We start from the raw sequence: 15,979 nt of genomic DNA, 5'->3' as shown, positions 1-15,979 counted from the left end.
TAATATTGAGAAAATCACCATGAATAATACATTAACGATTGCCGTCACCGGCGCCGCCGGATTTCTCGGCACCCAACTGGTCAAGGCGCTGCTTCAGCGCGGTTCGTTGAGCGGCCCGCAGGGCGAAACGCAAGAAATCGGTAAACTGATCGCTATCGACCGCGTGGCGTTACAGGGGATCGACGATAGCCGTTTACAGGTATTAACCGGCGACATCAGCGATAGCGAATGGTTACGTAGCGCGATTCCAGCGCAGGTCGATAGCGTCTTCCATTTAGCCGCCATCGTTTCAAGCCAGGCTGAACAAGACTTCGAGCTGGGGATGAAAATCAACGTTGATGCCTTCCGTCAACTGCTGGAGCATCTGCGTCAGTTGCCGAAGAACGTCAAACTGGTGACCACCAGTTCGGTGGCGGTTTTCGGCGGCGACTTACCGGAAAAAGTCAGTGATTCACAGGTATGGTTGCCGCAAAGTTCTTACGGCACGCAAAAAGCCATTTGCGATCTGTTACTGGCGGATTACAGCCGTCGCGGTTGGCTTAATGGCAGAAGCCTGCGCATGCCCACCATCGTCGTGCGCCCGGGGAGGCCCAATCAGGCGGCATCGAGTTTTGCCAGCGGTATTATCCGCGAGCCACTTAATGGGGAATCCGCCGTTTGCCCGGTCACGGCAGATACCCGTCTGTGGCTGTTGTCGCCCCGTAACGCAATTAAGGCTTTAATTCACGGGCACGAACTGGCTGAGGCACAGTTGACGGACGGTCGGGTGATTAATCTCTGCGGGCTGTCGGTCAGCGTCGAACAGATGATCGTGGCGTTGCGCCAGGTTGCCGGCAGTGAAGTCGCGCAGCGTATCACCTTCACGCCCGATGCCGCCATTGAACGCATTGTCAATTCGTGGCCCGGCGATTTCGACACGCGCTATGCTCAGCGTCTTGGCTTTAGCGCCAACCACAGCTTCAGCGAAATGATCGAAGAGTATATGGCGGATTACCTCAAATAGGTTCGGTACCAGCGGCGCCCGACGGCGCCGCTGCATGTTACCAGGGGAAGTCGTGAACCAGCGAAAGATCCCAGGCGGTGGCCAGTAACGACAGAAACATAATCAGATTAACGGTAGTTTCGATTCGTTTTTCCATGTTGCTTCTCCTGTGTCGCGCAGCTAGAGCTTCATCAGATATCGAACATAATCGTCCGCAGGGATAAATTCATCATACAGACGGCGGGCAGGATTATCGTGACGGGTGTGCCAGTACAGCCGCGACCATCCCTGAATTTTACCTTCAGCCTGCAGGGTTTGAATCAGCGTTCTCGCGACTCCCCGTCCGCGGGCTTTTGGCGCGACAAACAGATCTTCCAGATAACAGATAGGCGTCGTCACCCAGGTGCCTTCGTGCAGAACGCAAATAGCAAACCCCAGTACCTCACCATCAACCACGGCTACCCGGCCTATTACCGGAGACTGCGGCTCCAGCAGACGCCGCCAGGTATGTTCGGTGACGGTGTCCGGCTGCGGGCTATTATAGAACTGCGTGTACCCCTCCCATAACGCTCGCCAGGCGCTGTAATCCCGGTCAGTAGGTTCACGTATGTCGATATTCATTGATGGGATCTCCGCACGCTAAACGTCATCGTTAAGTCATTATTTTGCTTTCTGAAAATGACTTCAAGCGCCGAGTGCACATTTCATCCCTTTCCCCGCTGCGAAGCGATGCCGGTACGATGTTACTGTAACGGCTTCTTGCTAGTAACAACCAGAATGTTGTAACTAATTACAGAAATTAACCCGGCTACATGCCGGGTCGCTTCAGTTGGCGTGTTAGCACAGCGGTTTTACGGCGCTGCGCATGCCGTCACGTAAGATAGCATCCAGATCGGCCGTTACCTGCGCCGTCAGTCCTGGCACCTGCGTCAGATCCTGCTGCCAGTGCGATTCTACCGACAACACCGACGTTACCAGGTCCCGCGTTGCAAGCTGGCCGTCGCGATGCTGCGCCCACAGCGTCTGAAAGCGAGCGATCCACTCCGCGTCGTCCTGAACCGGGTAGACTTCACCGTTACGCTCTCCGCGGTAGAAGGCGATCAATGCCGCCAGCGCGAAAGTCAGGCGCGGTGGCAATTTACCGCTTTGCTTCTGCCCTGCCAGCAGCTGCGGCAGGATACGTGTACGGAACTTCGTCATGCCATTGAGGGCGATGGATAAGAGTTGGTGTTTGATATAGGGATTGCGGAAGCGTCCTGTTACCGCGCTGGCGAATGATTCCAGCTCATCGCGCGGCAGATCGAGAACCGGGATAATCTCCTGATATATCGCTTTTTCGACAAATGAGCAGACTTCCGCGTCGTTCATCGCTTCACCGACGGTATCCAGGCCTGCCTGCCAGGCTACCGGCACCAGCGCGGTATGCGCGCCGTTAAGAATCGCTACCTTCCGTTCTTTATAGGGTTTGATATCGTCAACAATCAGCACGTTGAGCGGGAATTTATCGAGGCGCAGTTCGGCGGCAAGCGATTTCGGCCCCTGGATCACGAACAGGTAAAAGTGCTCAGCGGTATCAAGAAAGGCGTCTTTATAGCCAAGCTGCGTTTCAATCTGCTCCGCTTCATCGCGCGGATAGCCGGTAACGATGCGGTCCACCAGCGTCGAACAGAAGGTGTTCGCCTCTGCAAGCCAGGCGGCGAAAGCTGCCGGCAGCGCCCATTCATGCGCATAGCGCAGCACCAGTTCACGCAGCGCCTCGCCGTTATAATCGATGAGCTCACAAGGGATGATAACCCAGCCTTTATCAGCGGCGCCGGCAAAATGGCTGAAACGCTCATATAGCAGCCGGGTCAGTTTCGCCGGATAGCTCACCGCCGGGGCATCGTCAAAATGGTCCCCGGCATGGTAGCTGATACCCGCCTCGGTGGTGTTGGAGAAGACAAAGCGGATATCCGGATTGTGCGCCAGACGCAGAAATTCCTCATAGTCGGCGTAGGCGCTAATTTCGCGGTTTACCGAACGAATAAGACGCGCATCGCTGACTGCTTCGCCCTTTTCATTCAGTCCGCGAATAATTGTGGTGTAGAGGCCGTCCTGAGTGCTCAGCGACGGCGGGAAATCGCTGGCGATGGGTCGGACGATGACCACGCCAGCATTCAGGTCAGTATGCTCGTTAAGCAGGTCAATTTGCCAGTCAACAAACGCGCGCAGGAAGTTACCTTCGCCAAACTGGATGATACGTTCAGGGTACTGCGCGCCGGGGAAATCACGACGATTTAAGGTTTTCACAATGGGCTCCCTCTTAGAGTAGTCATACAACCTGAGTAATTGGTCCAATAAGTTATCAGGTTTTATGGTTGGCGAAACCCCGTTTTGATCAAACCTCGTCGCATTATTCTGTCGCCGGGAGGATCTTATAGAACAGCGTGGTGCCCGTCATTTCCCCGTCAGGCATTAAGGCAAACTGCGGAATTTCCCCCGCTTTTTGCCAGCCACACTGCTGATAGAAGCGTTCCGCGCCGCTGCCGGTGGCGGTATCCAGCACCAGTACCGTTTTCCCGTGCGTCAGTGCAATAGCCTCAAGCTCGCTCATCAGCAACCCGGCGACTCCCTGTCGGCGCGCATTTTGGTGAACCAAAAGCTTGGCGACATCGGCGCGGTGCGGCTGGTTTTCCGGCTGGTCGATAATCAACTGGACGGTCCCCACTATCTGCCGTTGTTGGTTTTCGGCCGCCAGCACAATCCGCTCGCCGGCGGCGACGCTTTGCGCCATCCGCTGCCAGAAGCGCTCGCCGGTGTCCGACGAAAACGGCTGCATAAAACTGACCGAAGCCCCGCCGTTCACGCAGCTGGCGAGGATTTCATTTAATTGTGGAAGAGATTCAAGAATAGATTCACGCGTCAGCGTGCGAAGTGAAATAGGTGTGGCCATAGGTTGCTCCCTGAAAATGACCACATCACTATGTTTTTAACTAATATTTAACTCAAGCAAAAAGACCATTGGATTTTCTTATCACACGCCGTCAGGCAGCGCCTGCACGCAAACACGATTGCGCCCGGCCTGCTTGGCGTTGACTAACAGGTCATCCGCTTCCATTAGCAGCTGATTAAACAGCTCGGCGATTCGTCCTTCACCGACTTCACGGCACTGCAGGCCGAGACTCACCGTCAGGCGAATACGCTGCTGCCCCCAGGTGAACGTTTCCGATTCTATCCCCTGGCGAATTTTTTCCGCCAGCACATGGGATTGTTGAGCATTATCGAGCAGCGCCGCGACGGCAAACTCTTCCCCGCCGATACGCGCCACCATTCCCTCATCGCCCGCCAGTTCACGCACCCGCTGGGCGAACTGGGCCAGCACGCAGTCGCCGCATTCATGACCCCAGGTATCATTCACTCGTTTAAAACCATCGATGTCCAGCACCATCACCGAGAGCAGTTTATCCGTCTGCGGCGCCTGGCGTTTCAATGCTTCGCCCAAACCGGAACGAGAGTAAACGCGGGTCTGAAAATCAAAGTCAGCGCGGAGCGCCAGCTGTTTGACGAGGTTGTTGATAGCCTCGACGCTGGTCGCCACGATAACCGGGCTTATCAGCATCGCCGCCATGCCAAGACGGGTTGAAAACAGCTGCCACGGCTGCGGACGCGCATCCGGCGACAGATGAATAAGCGAGTTCGCCACCAGCAAAATCTCAGTGATACCGGTAATAAACGTCAGCAGGCAGGTCAGCGGCAACGGATAGCGAATCGCGCACCAGATCAGCGCCGGCAGCGGGAAAGTAAGGCTTCCGGCGCCGCCTACCGCCACCCCAAGCGCCATCGATAGCACCAGCGCTATTACCGGCAGTAGTTGGCTAAAGCGAAAGCGGCCCAGCACCGATGGCAGCGTCAGGGTCAGAATAAACGGCAAGATGAGGACCGCGGTCGAGAACTGCTCGCTAAACCAGTCCGCCAGTTGCGGAATAAAAGTCGCCCGTTCAACATCAACCGAGCCCAATGCGCCTACCGCGGCGCACACCAGCGCCGCCAGCAGGCAATAACAAAAAAGATTCAGAGCGTTAATTGGCCCCGGCATCGAATCGGCGCGCCGCTTATCCCACAGCACCAGTTGCGCCAGAATGACGATAAAGACGATATTGGAGAAGTTAATCAGCAGCGACGCAAAGCCCATGCCCCAACGGGAAGTCAGGCCGTCATAAACCAGCATCGCGGCAAAACAAATAGCGTAGAAATAGCTGCGATTTAACCAGACGTAGCGTGCGAAAATACCAGCCATAACGGCATTGAGCGGCCAAAAAAACGAAAGCTCCTGCACCAGACGCAACATAGCGCCCATAAAGTGCAGCAGAATCGTCAGCGTGAATAACACCAGCGCATCGCGCACCGGTTGATCCTCGCGAAATAGCGTGAATGACCGAATCGACAGTGAAGACATTCAGTAATTATCCGTCTAATTGTTTCAGGCAATTATTATGTAAATAATTAGTTAGCGGATTATCATAGCATGAGAATATTTGTTAGGCATACTGCCATGCCTGAGCGAGACAGGTTAACGGTTGGTAATCGCGTTCATTTCCATCACCAGCCAGTGGTGAATTACCTGTACGACATAACGCTGTTCCTCGCCGCTCAGTTCCCGCCCGCGCGGGATCGCATGCCACTTTTCCAGACATCCGCGGCAGCAGGTGGCCGTGGCGTGCTGGGCGATAAATACCGGGTGCCCGCGCATCGGCGTTTGCTTACCATCATTAGCAATCTGCGCCGGAGCCAGCCGTTTGGCGATAAAATCCGCCGCGTGGCTGTCGATAACCTCCGGCCCTTTATCATAACAATACTGCCGCTCTTTCGCCCCGAGGTGGAAGCGAGACCGGAACGTTGAACGCCCAAGCCGGGCGAACAGATTTTCCATTGCAGACATCAGAACACCGATCTTCCTAAACGTTGGGTGAGTTTTTCCAGTAAGGCGATCCCCGCCAGCGAGTTACCCGCTTCATCAAGTTCCGGACTCCACACCGCTATCGCCATCTCCTGCGGCACAATCGCCACAATGCCGCCGCCGACGCCGGATTTTGCCGGCAGCCCGACACGCCAGGCGAACTCTCCGGCGTTCTGGTACATCCCGCTGGTCATCATCAGCGCATTAACCTGCCGCGACTGAATCGGCGCGATAACCGGGTCCGCCAGATGCGGGGCAATCCCCCGATCGGCGAGAAACAGGAAGGTCCGCGCCAGCTCGACGCAGCTCATCTCAAGCGAGCAGTAGTGGAAATAGTTTTGTAGCACCGTGGCGACATCATTATGGAAATTGCCGAAAGATTTCATCAGCCAGGCGATGGCGGCATTACGCGCGGAGTGTTCGAACTCGGAGCGCGCGACCACTGAATCATAGGCAATATCGTCCACTCCACTCAGCCGACGCACGATCTCCAGCATTCTCTGACGCGGCGCGCTCAGGCGGCTTTGCAGCATGTCGCAGACCACTAACGCCCCGGCGTTGATAAAAGGATTACGCGGTTTGCCCTGCTCGATTTCCAGCTGTAGTAAGGAGTTAAAGGGCTGGCCGGAGGGATCTTTACCGACGCGTTGCCAGATCTCCTCTTCCTGATAATGGTTCATCGCCACCACCAGACTTAGCACTTTCGAGATAGATTGGATCGAGAAGCGTTCGTGGGCATCGCCGGCGCTATAGTGCTGCCCATCAACCGTACAGATGGCGACGCCAAGTTTATTGCCGCTGACGCGCGCCAGGGCAGGAATGTAGTCCGCTACCTTGCCGCGCCCTATCAGCGGCCTGATTTCTGCCAGAACGGCATCCAGCATTGCATTATTAATAACCGTCGCCACACTCGGCTCCTTGCCCACCATCGAAATTCGGGTGGCGAGTATAGCAGAGCGTGACGACGGACGTCAGGCGCTAACGTCGATTAGCGACGGTCTTTCCATACGGTTTGAATATTGCAGAACTCATGCAAACCGAAATGCGACAGTTCCCGACCAAAGCCGCTCTTCTTCACGCCGCCGAAAGCCACGCGGGCATCGCTGGCGCTATAGCCATTGATAAACACCCCGCCGCACTCCAGACCACGAGAAAAGCGCTCCGCTTCCGCGTTGCTTGCCGTAAATACGGTTGCCGAAAGACCAAACTCGCTATCGTTAGCCAGTTCAAGAGCATGCGCCGCGTCGCGGGCTTCGCTAATGGTAGCCACCGGACCAAACAACTCCTGACGGAAACCGGTCATCTCCGGGGTAACGTTCGCCAGCACCGTTGGCGCGTAGTAGTTGCCGGCGCCGGCGATTTTCTCGCCGCCTAGCAATAAGGTCGCCCCTTCCTTCAGCGTGGCTTCAACCTGCTGATGCAGTTCGTCACGAAGATCGAAACGCGCCATCGGGCCGATGTAATTTTGCTCGTCGCGCGGGTCGCCCATTTTCAGCGCCGCCACGGCGTCTACGAATTTTTTAGTAAAAGCGTCGGCAATACCCGCCTCAACGATAAAGCGTTTCGACGCCGCGCAGACCTGCCCGCTGTTCTGATAACGGCCGACAACGGCGGCTTTCACCGCTTCGTCCAGATCGGCATCGTTGAGCACGATAAAGGGATCGGAACCACCGAGTTCCAGCACGCATTTTTTCAGCGCTGCGCCGGCCTGAGCGCCGATTGCCCGCCCGGCGCGTACGCTACCGGTCACCGTGACCGCTGCGATACGATCATCATTGATAATTTGCGAGACGCCTTCATTGGTGGCGTTGATCCAACCAAAGACGCCCGTCGGCAGTCCCGCTTCGGCAAACAGTTCGCCCAGCAGCTGCGCGCTGCCCATCACGTTCGGCGCGTGTTTCAGCAGATAACTATTCCCTGCCAGCAGAATCGGTACCGCGCCGCGCAGAACCTGCCATACCGGGAAGTTCCACGGCATCACCGCCAGTATCGGCCCCAGCGGCCGGTATTCAATCACCGCCTTATTATCTTCTACCTGGGTGGCTTCGGTCGCCAGCATCGCCGGGCCATGTTCGGCATACCAGTCGCAGAGGTTGGCTGACTTACTCACTTCACCGCGCGCCTGGGCGATGGGCTTACCCATTTCAAGGCTAATCATTTGCGCAAGCTCTTCGCCGCGGGCGCGCATTACGCTGCCGACTTTACGCAGCGCGGCGGCGCGATCGGCGAGCGCGACCTGGCGCCACTGGCGAAAAGCCTGTTGCGCCTGGGCAATGGCTGAATCTACTTGTTGTTCGGTTGACCACGGCAGAGACGACACGACTTCACCAGTGGTCGGGTTAACGGAAACCGCATGGGTGGCAGATAAATTCATGGTTATTCTCTCTGTAGGGATTGCGAAGTGTGGATATTGTGGCCTACCCTTCCTTTCATTGAAAATGAATAATATTAAGCAAAGCATTCACAAAAGAAGAATACTATGGACCTTACCCAACTTGAGATGTTTAACGCCGTCGCCAGTACCGGCAGTATTACCCAGGCCGCGCAGAAGGTGCACCGCGTCCCGTCGAATCTGACCACCCGTATTCGCCAACTGGAGGCCGACCTCGGCGTCGAGCTATTTATTCGCGAGAACCAACGGCTGCGTCTGTCGCCCGCCGGGCACAGCTTTTTACGCTACAGCCAGCAAATCCTGGCGTTAGTCGATGAAGCGCGGATGGTGGTCGCCGGCGATGAGCCGCAGGGGCTGTTTTCCCTCGGCTCGCTGGAAAGCACCGCTGCGGTGCGCATCCCCACCACGTTAGCCCTTTTCAACCAGCGCTACCCGAAAATCCACCTGGCGTTGTCCACAGGCCCTTCCGGCACCATGATTGACGGCGTGCTGGAAGGCGCGCTCAGCGCGGCGTTTGTCGACGGGCCGCTGGTTCATCCCGGTCTGGAGGGGCTACCGGTGTTCCCGGAAGAGATGATGATCGTCGCCCCTTATGGCCATGCGCCGGTAACCCGCGCCAGCGAGGTCAACGGCGCGAACGTCTACGCATTTCGCGCCAACTGCTCCTACCGTCGTCATTTTGAGAGTTGGTTTCACGCCGACCGCGCGACGCCCGGAAGGATCCATGAGATGGAGTCCTATCACGGCATGTTAGCCTGCGTAATCGCCGGCGCCGGGTTGGCGCTTATCCCACGCAGTATGCTGGAGAGTATGCCAGGGCATCAGCAGGTTTCCGCCTGGCCGCTCGCCGAAGAGTGGCGCTGGCTGACGACCTGGCTTGTGTGGCGACGCGGCGCGAAGACGCGCCAGCTGGAGGCATTTATTGAATTGCTGAACGAGGATCGTCAGGCGGCTAGCGCGACATGATGGCCGGACGTTAATCGGCGATAATCAGCCGCGGCGAGAGTTCCTTAAGCGCATCGCGGGTTTCCCCCGGCAAATGCCCGTCGGTGATGATGTCCGTGAGCGAGTCGAGGTGCGCGATATTGAACAGCGACCAGGCGCCGTATTTCGAACTGTCGGCCAGCAGGATCCGCCGCCGGGCGTTGGCGATCAGATCGCGTTTCAGCGCCGCCTTCTCTTCCGTCGGCGCGGTAATGCCCTTTTGCAAATCCCAACCGTTACAGCTGACAAATGCCAGATCAGGCCACACATTCTGCAGCAAGCGTCGCCCATGTTCGCCAATACACGACTGGCTGCTGTCATCAATGCGACCGCCAATAATCGTCACTTCAATCTGTTTGAATTCAGCCAGAAACAGCGCGATATGCAGATCGCTGGTGATGACCCGCAGCGGCAGATGCGTAATCTGTCGCGCCAGTTCAATCATAGTGGTACCGGCGTCCAGCACAATGGCATCGCCAGCCTTGATAAGCGACGCCGCCGCCCTGGCGATGGCGTATTTCTCCTGAGGGCTACGCTGCGCTTTTTCCAGCGTCGTCGGCTGTGTGGGAATAAATCGGTTGAGCGTCACGCCGCCGTGGGTGCGGCTAATTACCCCTTCCTGATCGAGTTTAATCAGATCGCGACGAATGGTCGCCGGCGAGGCGTTAGTTACCGCAACCAGTTGGTCGACCGTTACCAGATTATGGCTTTTCAGGAACTCCATAATCTGCTCTAACCGATTATATCCCTTCATGTTATTCCTGTGCGATTTGCATGGCGAGCTCAATGGAGGTTGCCATGCTCTCAGACTTCGCTTTACCTGTCCAGGCAATATCAAAGGCGGTGCCGTGGTCCGCGGAGGTGCGGATAAACGGCAGCCCGGCGGTGATATTCACCCCATCATAGAACCCGAGCAGCTTGAGCGGAATATGACCCTGATCGTGATACATCGCCACCACCATATCGTACATACCTTCGTGGCACTGCATGAAGACGGTGTCCGGCGGGCACGGTCCGACGACATGAACGCCCCGCGCCTCCATCGCCGCAACGGCCGGGGCGACGATACGGATTTCTTCATCGCCAAACAGACCGTTTTCACCGGCGTGCGGGTTCACGCCAGCAACCGCAATGCGCGGCTGCGAATACCCCACGCGGCGTAAAAAATTATCGGCGACCCGGATAACCGTCTCTACCCGCGATTGGCTTAGGGTATCGAGGAAGCGGCGCAGCGCGATATGGGTGGTGACGTGGATCACCTTAAGCTTATCGGTGTACAGCACCATGGCATAATCTTTGGTCTGCGTCAGATGGGCCAGCAGTTCAGTGTGTCCCGGGAAATGGTGCCCGGCCAGATGTAGCGCTTCTTTATTTAACGGCGCGGTGGCGATAGCTTTAACTTCCCCCGCCAGCGCCAGCGCGGTGGCGCGCTTGATGCAGCGATACGCCAAATCGCCGGCCTGAGCCTGGACTGCGCCGGGCCGCAGGGCCTGAGGATCGCTTAACGGTTCATCAATCACGTTAATCGTTGCGGGTGAAAACTGCGCTTCGCGCGGGTGTTCGATAATTCGCAACTCCGCGCGCGGGGTTATGTTCAGCGCCAGGATCCGCCGCAGCGTCTGCGCGCAGCCCACTACCACCACCGGCGCGCCGCTCAGTTCGCCTTCGCTCAGCGATTTAATAATAATTTCCGGACCAATGCCCGCCGGGTCGCCCATCGTTACCGCAATCATGTTAGACACTCAGTTTCTCCTCAATAAAATTCACGACATCCCGCAGCGTGGTCTCCGTACCGAATCCCCCTGCTTTGGTCATCACCGGACGCGGCCAGCGACTTCCGAGAAAATGGCCGTACGGCACGCATTGCGCCACCCGGCCGGTTATATGAAACCCCTGCGCGCCGAGCGCATGAGCGACGGCGATCGCGACATCGCCGCCGGATAGATACAGCGCCCCCGGCGCATGTAGCTCAACGGCAAGTTGGGTGACCTGCGCGAGATAAGCGCAGATCCGTTCTCCCAGCGCAGCGCGGCTCAAGCCGCGTTCACGGCACTGCGCCTCAATACCGTGCCGGGCAGCGCTGTCCGCGCAGGTGGTGACCACGCAATGATGATTTGCCGCCAGCACCTCGGCGATTCGCCGGGCATCGGCCAACGCATCGCCGTTAAAGGCGCGGGCAACATCAATCCCGATCCGCCCGACTCGCGGATGGCCGGCCAAAGCGGCGACCTGAGCCTGCGCTATTTCGCTCATTGAGCCGACCACCGCCAGCAACGGCCCGGCCGCATCCCGGAACAGGTAGCGCGAAAGCGCCTCGCAGATCCCCGCAGAGCCCACCAGCAGCGTTTGCCGCGCGCGGCTGGCTACCGCAGCGATAACCTCATCCAGCTGCGCGTCTTCTTCAGCATCAATAATCAATACACGCGGTTGGTCGCTCTCTTCCGCGAGGGCGGCGGTCAACTGCTGTACGTCAAGCGAACGGTACGGCAGCTGGCTCTGCATGGCGAGCAATTGCCCAATATCGGCGCTACTGACCGGGGTTTTGGGGTCGCTGGCGTATTCCGTTTTATCGAGTGCCACGCCGTGGACATAACATCGTCCGCCGCGGGTTATGCGCCCTGCCGCCGGAAAGGCCGGCGCGACGACCGCGGTGACGCAGCCCCGCGCACGCATCATCGCCTCCAGTTCCGCGCCGGGGTTGCCGCGTAGGGTGGAGTCGATTTTCTTCACCTGCCAGACGGCGGCGAAATTTGCCGCATCACGGAGTATCGCGTTCACTTTCTCTGCTGCCTGCGCCCCGGAAAGCGCCCGACTATCGCTATTGAGAACCAACGCCCGGGTGGTCGGCTGATAGCCGGCGCTAAACGCCACCTCAACCGCTAAACCCGCTTCTGCCAGACTGACACCGGCATCATTGGCCCCGGTAAAGTCATCTGCCAGCACCAGAACAGGATTATCGCCGCAGCTCATTCTCTTTCCTTCATCGCTTATCTGAATCGTTAATGATTATATTCAATCATATTTGATTAAATGTGAGCAAGCTCAAGTTATTAAACGTCCGTATAAATTATAACTTTTGCTCATTGAAATGAGTGAACACTACGCATATTGATTGAATTCAATCATAACAATAGAGGAGTGAGACGTGGCGACGATTAACAGCACGATTATCAGCGGCGCGGGCGCCATATTAGCCCTGAAGCCAGTGCTGGCAGGTAAAAAGCGCATTTTACTGGTCACCGATGCGAACGTCGGTAAGCTGGAAGCGACCAAACAGATCCAACATCTGCTGGGCGAGAATAACGTTGATGTGAGGATCGTGGATTGCGTGCCGGCAGAGCCCAGTCAACATGATGTGGCGCAGATTGTTGCCCAACTCGCGGGAACGCAGCCACAGATGGTCGTCGGTATCGGCGGCGGCAGCGTCCTCGATGTGGCGAAGCTGCTCTCGGTACTACTACACCCCGCATCCCCTACGCTCAACGCGCTGATTGACGGCGAGAAACCGCGTCTGCGTCTGGCGTCACTGTTGATACCCGCCACCGCCGGCACCGGCTCGGAAGCGACGCCAAATGCCATCCTGGCTATTCCCGAACGTAATACCAAAGTGGGGATTATCTCCCCGGTACTGCTGCCGGATTTCGTGGCCCTTTTGCCGGAACTGACTACCAGCATGCCTGCGGCCATTGCCGCCTCCACCGGTATCGATGCGCTGTGTCATCTACTGGAGTGCTTTACTTCAACCGTCGCGAACCCGGTGAGCGATAACGCCGCCTTAATCGGCCTGCATAAGCTGGTGCGGCATATTGAGCGTTCCGTGACCCACCCGCAGGATCTCACGGCGAAACTGGAGATGCTGTGGGCCTCGTACTATGGCGGCGTGGCTATCAATCATGCCGGCACGCATCTGGTGCACGCGCTCTCCTACCCGCTTGGCGGCACCTGGCATTTACCACACGGCGTCGCGAACGCCATTCTGCTGGCCCCCTGTATGCAGGTCGTACGCCCGCACGCGGTGGATAAATTCGCTCAGGTCTGGGATCTGATCCCGGACGCCGATCTGACCTTGAATAACGAGGAGAAATCTCATGCGCTGGTCCGCTGGCTGGCGCAACTGGTGAAACGCCTTGCGCTGCCGGACAACCTCGCCGCGCTGGGTGTACCGCCAGAGAGTATTGAAACGCTAAGCGCCGCGGCGCTGGAAGTAAAACGATTAATGAATAATGCCCCATGCAGCGTGAGCCATGACGAAGTCCAGGCGATTTACCAGACGCTGTTTCCACAGTCATCTCATCAGGGAGAAGAGAAATAAATGCATCATTCCATTCGCGGCGTGTTAACCGCCATTGTTACCCCCTTTACCGCCAGCGGTGAACTGAACCTGACGGCGCTGCGCCAACAGGTAGAACGTCAGCTGGCCGCCGGTAATGGCATTTTCTGCGGCGGAACCAACGGCGAGTTTTTCGTCCTTAATGAGGCGGAAAAAATTGCGGTTGCCGAAACCTGCGTCGAGGCGGTTGCCGGACGCGCGCCGGTGGTGGCGCATATTGGCGAAGTGTCGACGCGGGAAACCATTCGTCTTGGTCAGCAGATAGCGAGATTAGGCGTCGACGCGGTGTCGGTCATCACCCCGTGGTTCGTGCCGCTAAAACAAGATGAGCTGGTAAGCCACTACACGGCGATCGCCGATGCGCTAAGCGTTCCGGTATTTCTGTATAACATCCCGGCGCGCACCGGCAACACCATTGAACCGCAAACCGCACGTCAGCTGGCTGCGCATGACAACATTATTGGCATAAAAGATAGCGCCGGTAGTTATGACAGCCTGAAGGGCTTTCTTGATGCGGTGAAGGGTATCGACGGTTTTAATGTCCTGAACGGGCCGGATTCGCTGATTCATCAGGGGTTCGTTGATGGTTGTTCAGCGTGCATTTCCGGGTTGGCTAACGTTGCGCCACGGGAGATTAACGCGATTTGGTCAACCTTCAAGGCCGGCGATATTGAAGCCTCAAGGCTGGCGCAAGAAAACGTCACCGGCCTGCGTACCGATCTCTACAAAGTCGCCTTTTCCCCCGCCGCGGTGAAAAAAGTATTGCAGCTGATGGGCCATGAGGTCGGCGATAGCCGCTACGCGGTGCAGTTTAGCGCATCTCAACTGCAGCAAATACGTGGAATCATCGCGCAGTATCTTAATTAAACGCTGCGTTTCTTCAACAAAATAGACCGGGTACCTGTGTGCCCAGGATTCGTACGCCCAAAGAGAGGCTAAGATGAATCATTTTACCACTGAAGATACCTTTATTATTGTCGGCATTGTTATCGCCTATATCTTATTTACCACCTGGCTGACGTTCCGCATTAGAAGTAAAAACTCCGGGGATTTTATGGAGGGCTCGCGCGCGATGCCGGCCTTTATCGTCGGTATCCTGCTGATGTCGGAATATATCGGCGCCAAGTCGACTATCGGAACCGCACAGGCCGCGTTTGAGAGCGGGATTGCCGCTTCCTGGTCGGTGTTGGGCGCCGCTATTGGCTTTCCATTGTTTGGCCTGATACTGGTTAAACGCATCTATAACACTGGCAAAATTACTATTTCCGGGGCGATTGCCGAGCGATACGGCACCAGCACCAAGAATATTATTTCCATCATTATGATTTACGCCCTGTTGCTGGTGAACGTCGGCAACTACGTCAGCGGCGCGGCGGCAATTTCCACGGTATTAAAGATCAATTTACCCCTCGCGGCGTTTATTACCGCCATTGTCAGTACTTTCTATTTTGCCTTCGGCGGTATGAAAGGCGTGGCCTGGGTCACCATGCTGCACAGCGCGTTAAAATATGCCGGCCTGCTTATTATTATGGGTTTCGCGCTGGCAAAAACCGGCGGTTTCACGCCGATGATCGAGAAGATGCCTGATTACTACTGGACCTGGGATGGTAATTTTGGCGCCGGCACGATCTGCGCCTGGCTTATCGGCACCATCGGCTCCATCTTCTGCACCCAGTTTGTCATTCAGGCGATCAGCTCGACAAAAAACGTAAAATCGGCGAAACGCTCTACCTGGATTGCCTTTTTCTTCTGCCTGCCTATCGCCTTCGCGATCGCCATTATCGGCGTGGCGGCGAAGTTTCTTCACCCGGAAATCAACAGCCTGTACGCCCTGCCGGTGTTTCTGCAGGATATGAACCCATGGCTTGCCGGGTTGGTGACAACGTCACTTGTAGCTTCAATTTTCGTTAGCGTTAGTACCGTTGCCCTGGCGATTGCCTCGCTGGTGGTAAAAGATTTTTACGTACCGTGGCGCAATCCAACGCCGGAGCAAGAGTTTAAAGCCACCCGTTGGGCCTCGCTTATCATCGGTTTTCTGCCGCTTATTTTTGTGCTGCTGGTACCGGAAGTGCTGAAGCTCTCCTTCTTTACCCGCGCCATCAGGCTTTCTATCACCGTGGTCGCGGTCATCGCTTTCTATGCGCCGTTCTTTAAAAGCGCCCGCGGCGCGAACGCGGGCCTCATTGGCGCCTGTGTGGTGACCTCGGTGTGGTATTTGCTCGGCGATCCGTTCGGCATCAATAACATGTACATCGCGCTGATCACCCCGGCCCTGATTATGGTTATCGACCGTCTGATCCCCAATAAAACGCAACAATCATCCCCGGCCCCCATTGAACAACGTGGAGTGTAAAA

The 15,979-nt window shown here is 56.7% G+C and carries 15 protein-coding genes; 5 read left to right on the top strand and 10 right to left on the bottom strand.

The genetic code is table 11. The features are described from left to right. Nucleotides 1-19: 19 nt before the first annotated feature. A complete protein-coding gene (denD, locus tag PGR29_RS01025) occupies nt 20-1,003 on the top strand; it encodes a D-erythronate dehydrogenase (RefSeq protein WP_271032479.1) in 984 nt (327 codons plus the stop codon). Nucleotides 1,004-1,162: 159 nt separating this feature from the next. Here the strand turns inward: denD and PGR29_RS01020 are convergent, their stop codons facing one another. The 7 genes from PGR29_RS01020 to sad all read right to left on the bottom strand — a co-directional run bounded on the left by PGR29_RS01020 (nt 1,163) and on the right by sad (nt 8,292). Then, nucleotides 1,163-1,603, bottom strand: a complete 441-nt coding sequence (locus PGR29_RS01020; RefSeq protein ID WP_316423861.1) for a GNAT family N-acetyltransferase — start codon at nt 1,601-1,603, stop codon at nt 1,163-1,165. Nucleotides 1,604-1,819: 216 nt separating this feature from the next. Beyond that, a complete protein-coding gene (locus tag PGR29_RS01015; RefSeq protein ID WP_316423860.1) occupies nt 1,820-3,271 on the bottom strand; it encodes a tagaturonate reductase in 1,452 nt (483 codons plus the stop codon). Nucleotides 3,272-3,374: 103 nt separating this feature from the next. Beyond that, nucleotides 3,375-3,914, bottom strand: coding sequence for a GNAT family N-acetyltransferase (locus PGR29_RS01010; protein WP_113373433.1), 540 nt, complete (start codon nt 3,912-3,914; stop codon nt 3,375-3,377). Between the two features lie 81 nt (nt 3,915-3,995). After that, entirely contained in the window at nt 3,996-5,417 is a 1,422-nt protein-coding gene (locus PGR29_RS01005) for a GGDEF domain-containing protein (RefSeq protein ID WP_162750147.1), read from the bottom strand. A 114-nt stretch (nt 5,418-5,531) separates the two neighbouring features. Beyond that, nucleotides 5,532-5,900: a DUF4186 domain-containing protein gene (locus PGR29_RS01000; RefSeq protein WP_087860711.1), complete on the bottom strand. Its 369-nt coding sequence runs from the start codon at nt 5,898-5,900 to the stop codon at nt 5,532-5,534. Further along, a complete protein-coding gene (gene glsB / locus PGR29_RS00995; protein ID WP_015366717.1) occupies nt 5,900-6,826 on the bottom strand; it encodes a glutaminase B in 927 nt (308 codons plus the stop codon). The genes PGR29_RS01000 and glsB overlap by 1 nt, the downstream gene beginning before the upstream one ends. 80 nt (nt 6,827-6,906) lie before the next feature. After that, entirely contained in the window at nt 6,907-8,292 is a 1,386-nt protein-coding gene (gene sad / locus PGR29_RS00990; RefSeq protein WP_087860710.1) for a succinate-semialdehyde dehydrogenase, read from the bottom strand. A 105-nt stretch (nt 8,293-8,397) separates the two neighbouring features. On the opposite strand from sad, the gene ptrR reads away from it, so the two are divergent. Further along, a complete protein-coding gene (gene ptrR / locus PGR29_RS00985) occupies nt 8,398-9,276 on the top strand; it encodes a putrescine utilization regulator PtrR (RefSeq protein WP_015705323.1) in 879 nt (292 codons plus the stop codon). 10 nt (nt 9,277-9,286) lie between these two features. Here ptrR and PGR29_RS00980 read toward each other — a convergent pair whose 3' ends face one another. The 3 genes from PGR29_RS00980 to dtnK are packed head-to-tail and all read right to left on the bottom strand — an operon-like array spanning nt 9,287 to nt 12,264. Continuing rightward, entirely contained in the window at nt 9,287-10,048 is a 762-nt protein-coding gene (locus PGR29_RS00980; protein WP_316423859.1) for a DeoR/GlpR family DNA-binding transcription regulator, read from the bottom strand. A 1-nt stretch (nt 10,049) separates the two neighbouring features. Continuing rightward, the gene (locus tag PGR29_RS00975; protein ID WP_316423858.1) at nt 10,050-11,036 is read right to left on the bottom strand and encodes a D-threonate 4-phosphate dehydrogenase; all 987 of its coding nucleotides are present in this window, start codon (nt 11,034-11,036) and stop codon (nt 10,050-10,052) included. Further along, on the bottom strand, nt 11,029-12,264 hold the full coding sequence (gene dtnK / locus PGR29_RS00970; RefSeq protein ID WP_213316018.1) for a D-threonate kinase: 1,236 nt from the start codon (nt 12,262-12,264) through the stop codon (nt 11,029-11,031). Before dtnK ends, PGR29_RS00975 begins: the two co-directional genes overlap by 8 nt. Before the next feature lie 175 nt (nt 12,265-12,439). Between dtnK and PGR29_RS00965 the strand changes: the two genes are divergently transcribed. The 3 genes from PGR29_RS00965 to PGR29_RS00955 all read left to right on the top strand — a co-directional run bounded on the left by PGR29_RS00965 (nt 12,440) and on the right by PGR29_RS00955 (nt 15,977). Beyond that, on the top strand, nt 12,440-13,606 hold the full coding sequence (locus tag PGR29_RS00965) for an iron-containing alcohol dehydrogenase (protein WP_316423857.1): 1,167 nt from the start codon (nt 12,440-12,442) through the stop codon (nt 13,604-13,606). Beyond that, nucleotides 13,607-14,491 carry a dihydrodipicolinate synthase family protein gene (locus PGR29_RS00960; protein ID WP_316423856.1) on the top strand — a complete coding sequence of 295 codons (885 nt, stop codon included), beginning with the start codon at nt 13,607-13,609 and terminating at the stop codon, nt 14,489-14,491. 73 nt (nt 14,492-14,564) lie between these two features. Continuing rightward, entirely contained in the window at nt 14,565-15,977 is a 1,413-nt protein-coding gene (locus PGR29_RS00955; RefSeq protein ID WP_113373440.1) for a sodium:solute symporter family protein, read from the top strand. The last annotated feature ends 2 nt before the right edge of the window (nt 15,978-15,979 follow it).

Origin of the sequence: Klebsiella sp. 141203 (genome assembly GCF_032601985.1) — a bacterium.
In the GTDB taxonomy this organism is placed as follows: domain Bacteria; phylum Pseudomonadota; class Gammaproteobacteria; order Enterobacterales; family Enterobacteriaceae; genus Klebsiella; species Klebsiella aerogenes.
The sequence above is the reverse complement of the archived record's forward strand: the minus strand, read 5'-3'. Positions and strand labels throughout refer to the sequence as shown.

What these genes read in the sequence shown, in the direction of transcription:
- denD (WP_271032479.1), top strand. Translation starts at nt 20, where the DNA reads ATGAATAATACATTAACGATTGCCGTCACCGGCGCCGCCGGATTTCTC.
- PGR29_RS01020 (WP_316423861.1), bottom strand. Translation starts at nt 1,603, where the DNA reads ATGAATATCGACATACGTGAACCTACTGACCGGGATTACAGCGCCTGG.
- PGR29_RS01010 (WP_113373433.1), bottom strand. Translation starts at nt 3,914, where the DNA reads ATGGCCACACCTATTTCACTTCGCACGCTGACGCGTGAATCTATTCTT.
- PGR29_RS01005 (WP_162750147.1), bottom strand. Translation starts at nt 5,417, where the DNA reads ATGTCTTCACTGTCGATTCGGTCATTCACGCTATTTCGCGAGGATCAA.
- PGR29_RS01000 (WP_087860711.1), bottom strand. Translation starts at nt 5,900, where the DNA reads ATGTCTGCAATGGAAAATCTGTTCGCCCGGCTTGGGCGTTCAACGTTC.
- sad (WP_087860710.1), bottom strand. Translation starts at nt 8,292, where the DNA reads ATGAATTTATCTGCCACCCATGCGGTTTCCGTTAACCCGACCACTGGT.
- ptrR (WP_015705323.1), top strand. Translation starts at nt 8,398, where the DNA reads ATGGACCTTACCCAACTTGAGATGTTTAACGCCGTCGCCAGTACCGGC.
- PGR29_RS00980 (WP_316423859.1), bottom strand. Translation starts at nt 10,048, where the DNA reads ATGAAGGGATATAATCGGTTAGAGCAGATTATGGAGTTCCTGAAAAGC.
- dtnK (WP_213316018.1), bottom strand. Translation starts at nt 12,264, where the DNA reads ATGAGCTGCGGCGATAATCCTGTTCTGGTGCTGGCAGATGACTTTACC.
- PGR29_RS00960 (WP_316423856.1), top strand. Translation starts at nt 13,607, where the DNA reads ATGCATCATTCCATTCGCGGCGTGTTAACCGCCATTGTTACCCCCTTT.
- PGR29_RS00955 (WP_113373440.1), top strand. Translation starts at nt 14,565, where the DNA reads ATGAATCATTTTACCACTGAAGATACCTTTATTATTGTCGGCATTGTT.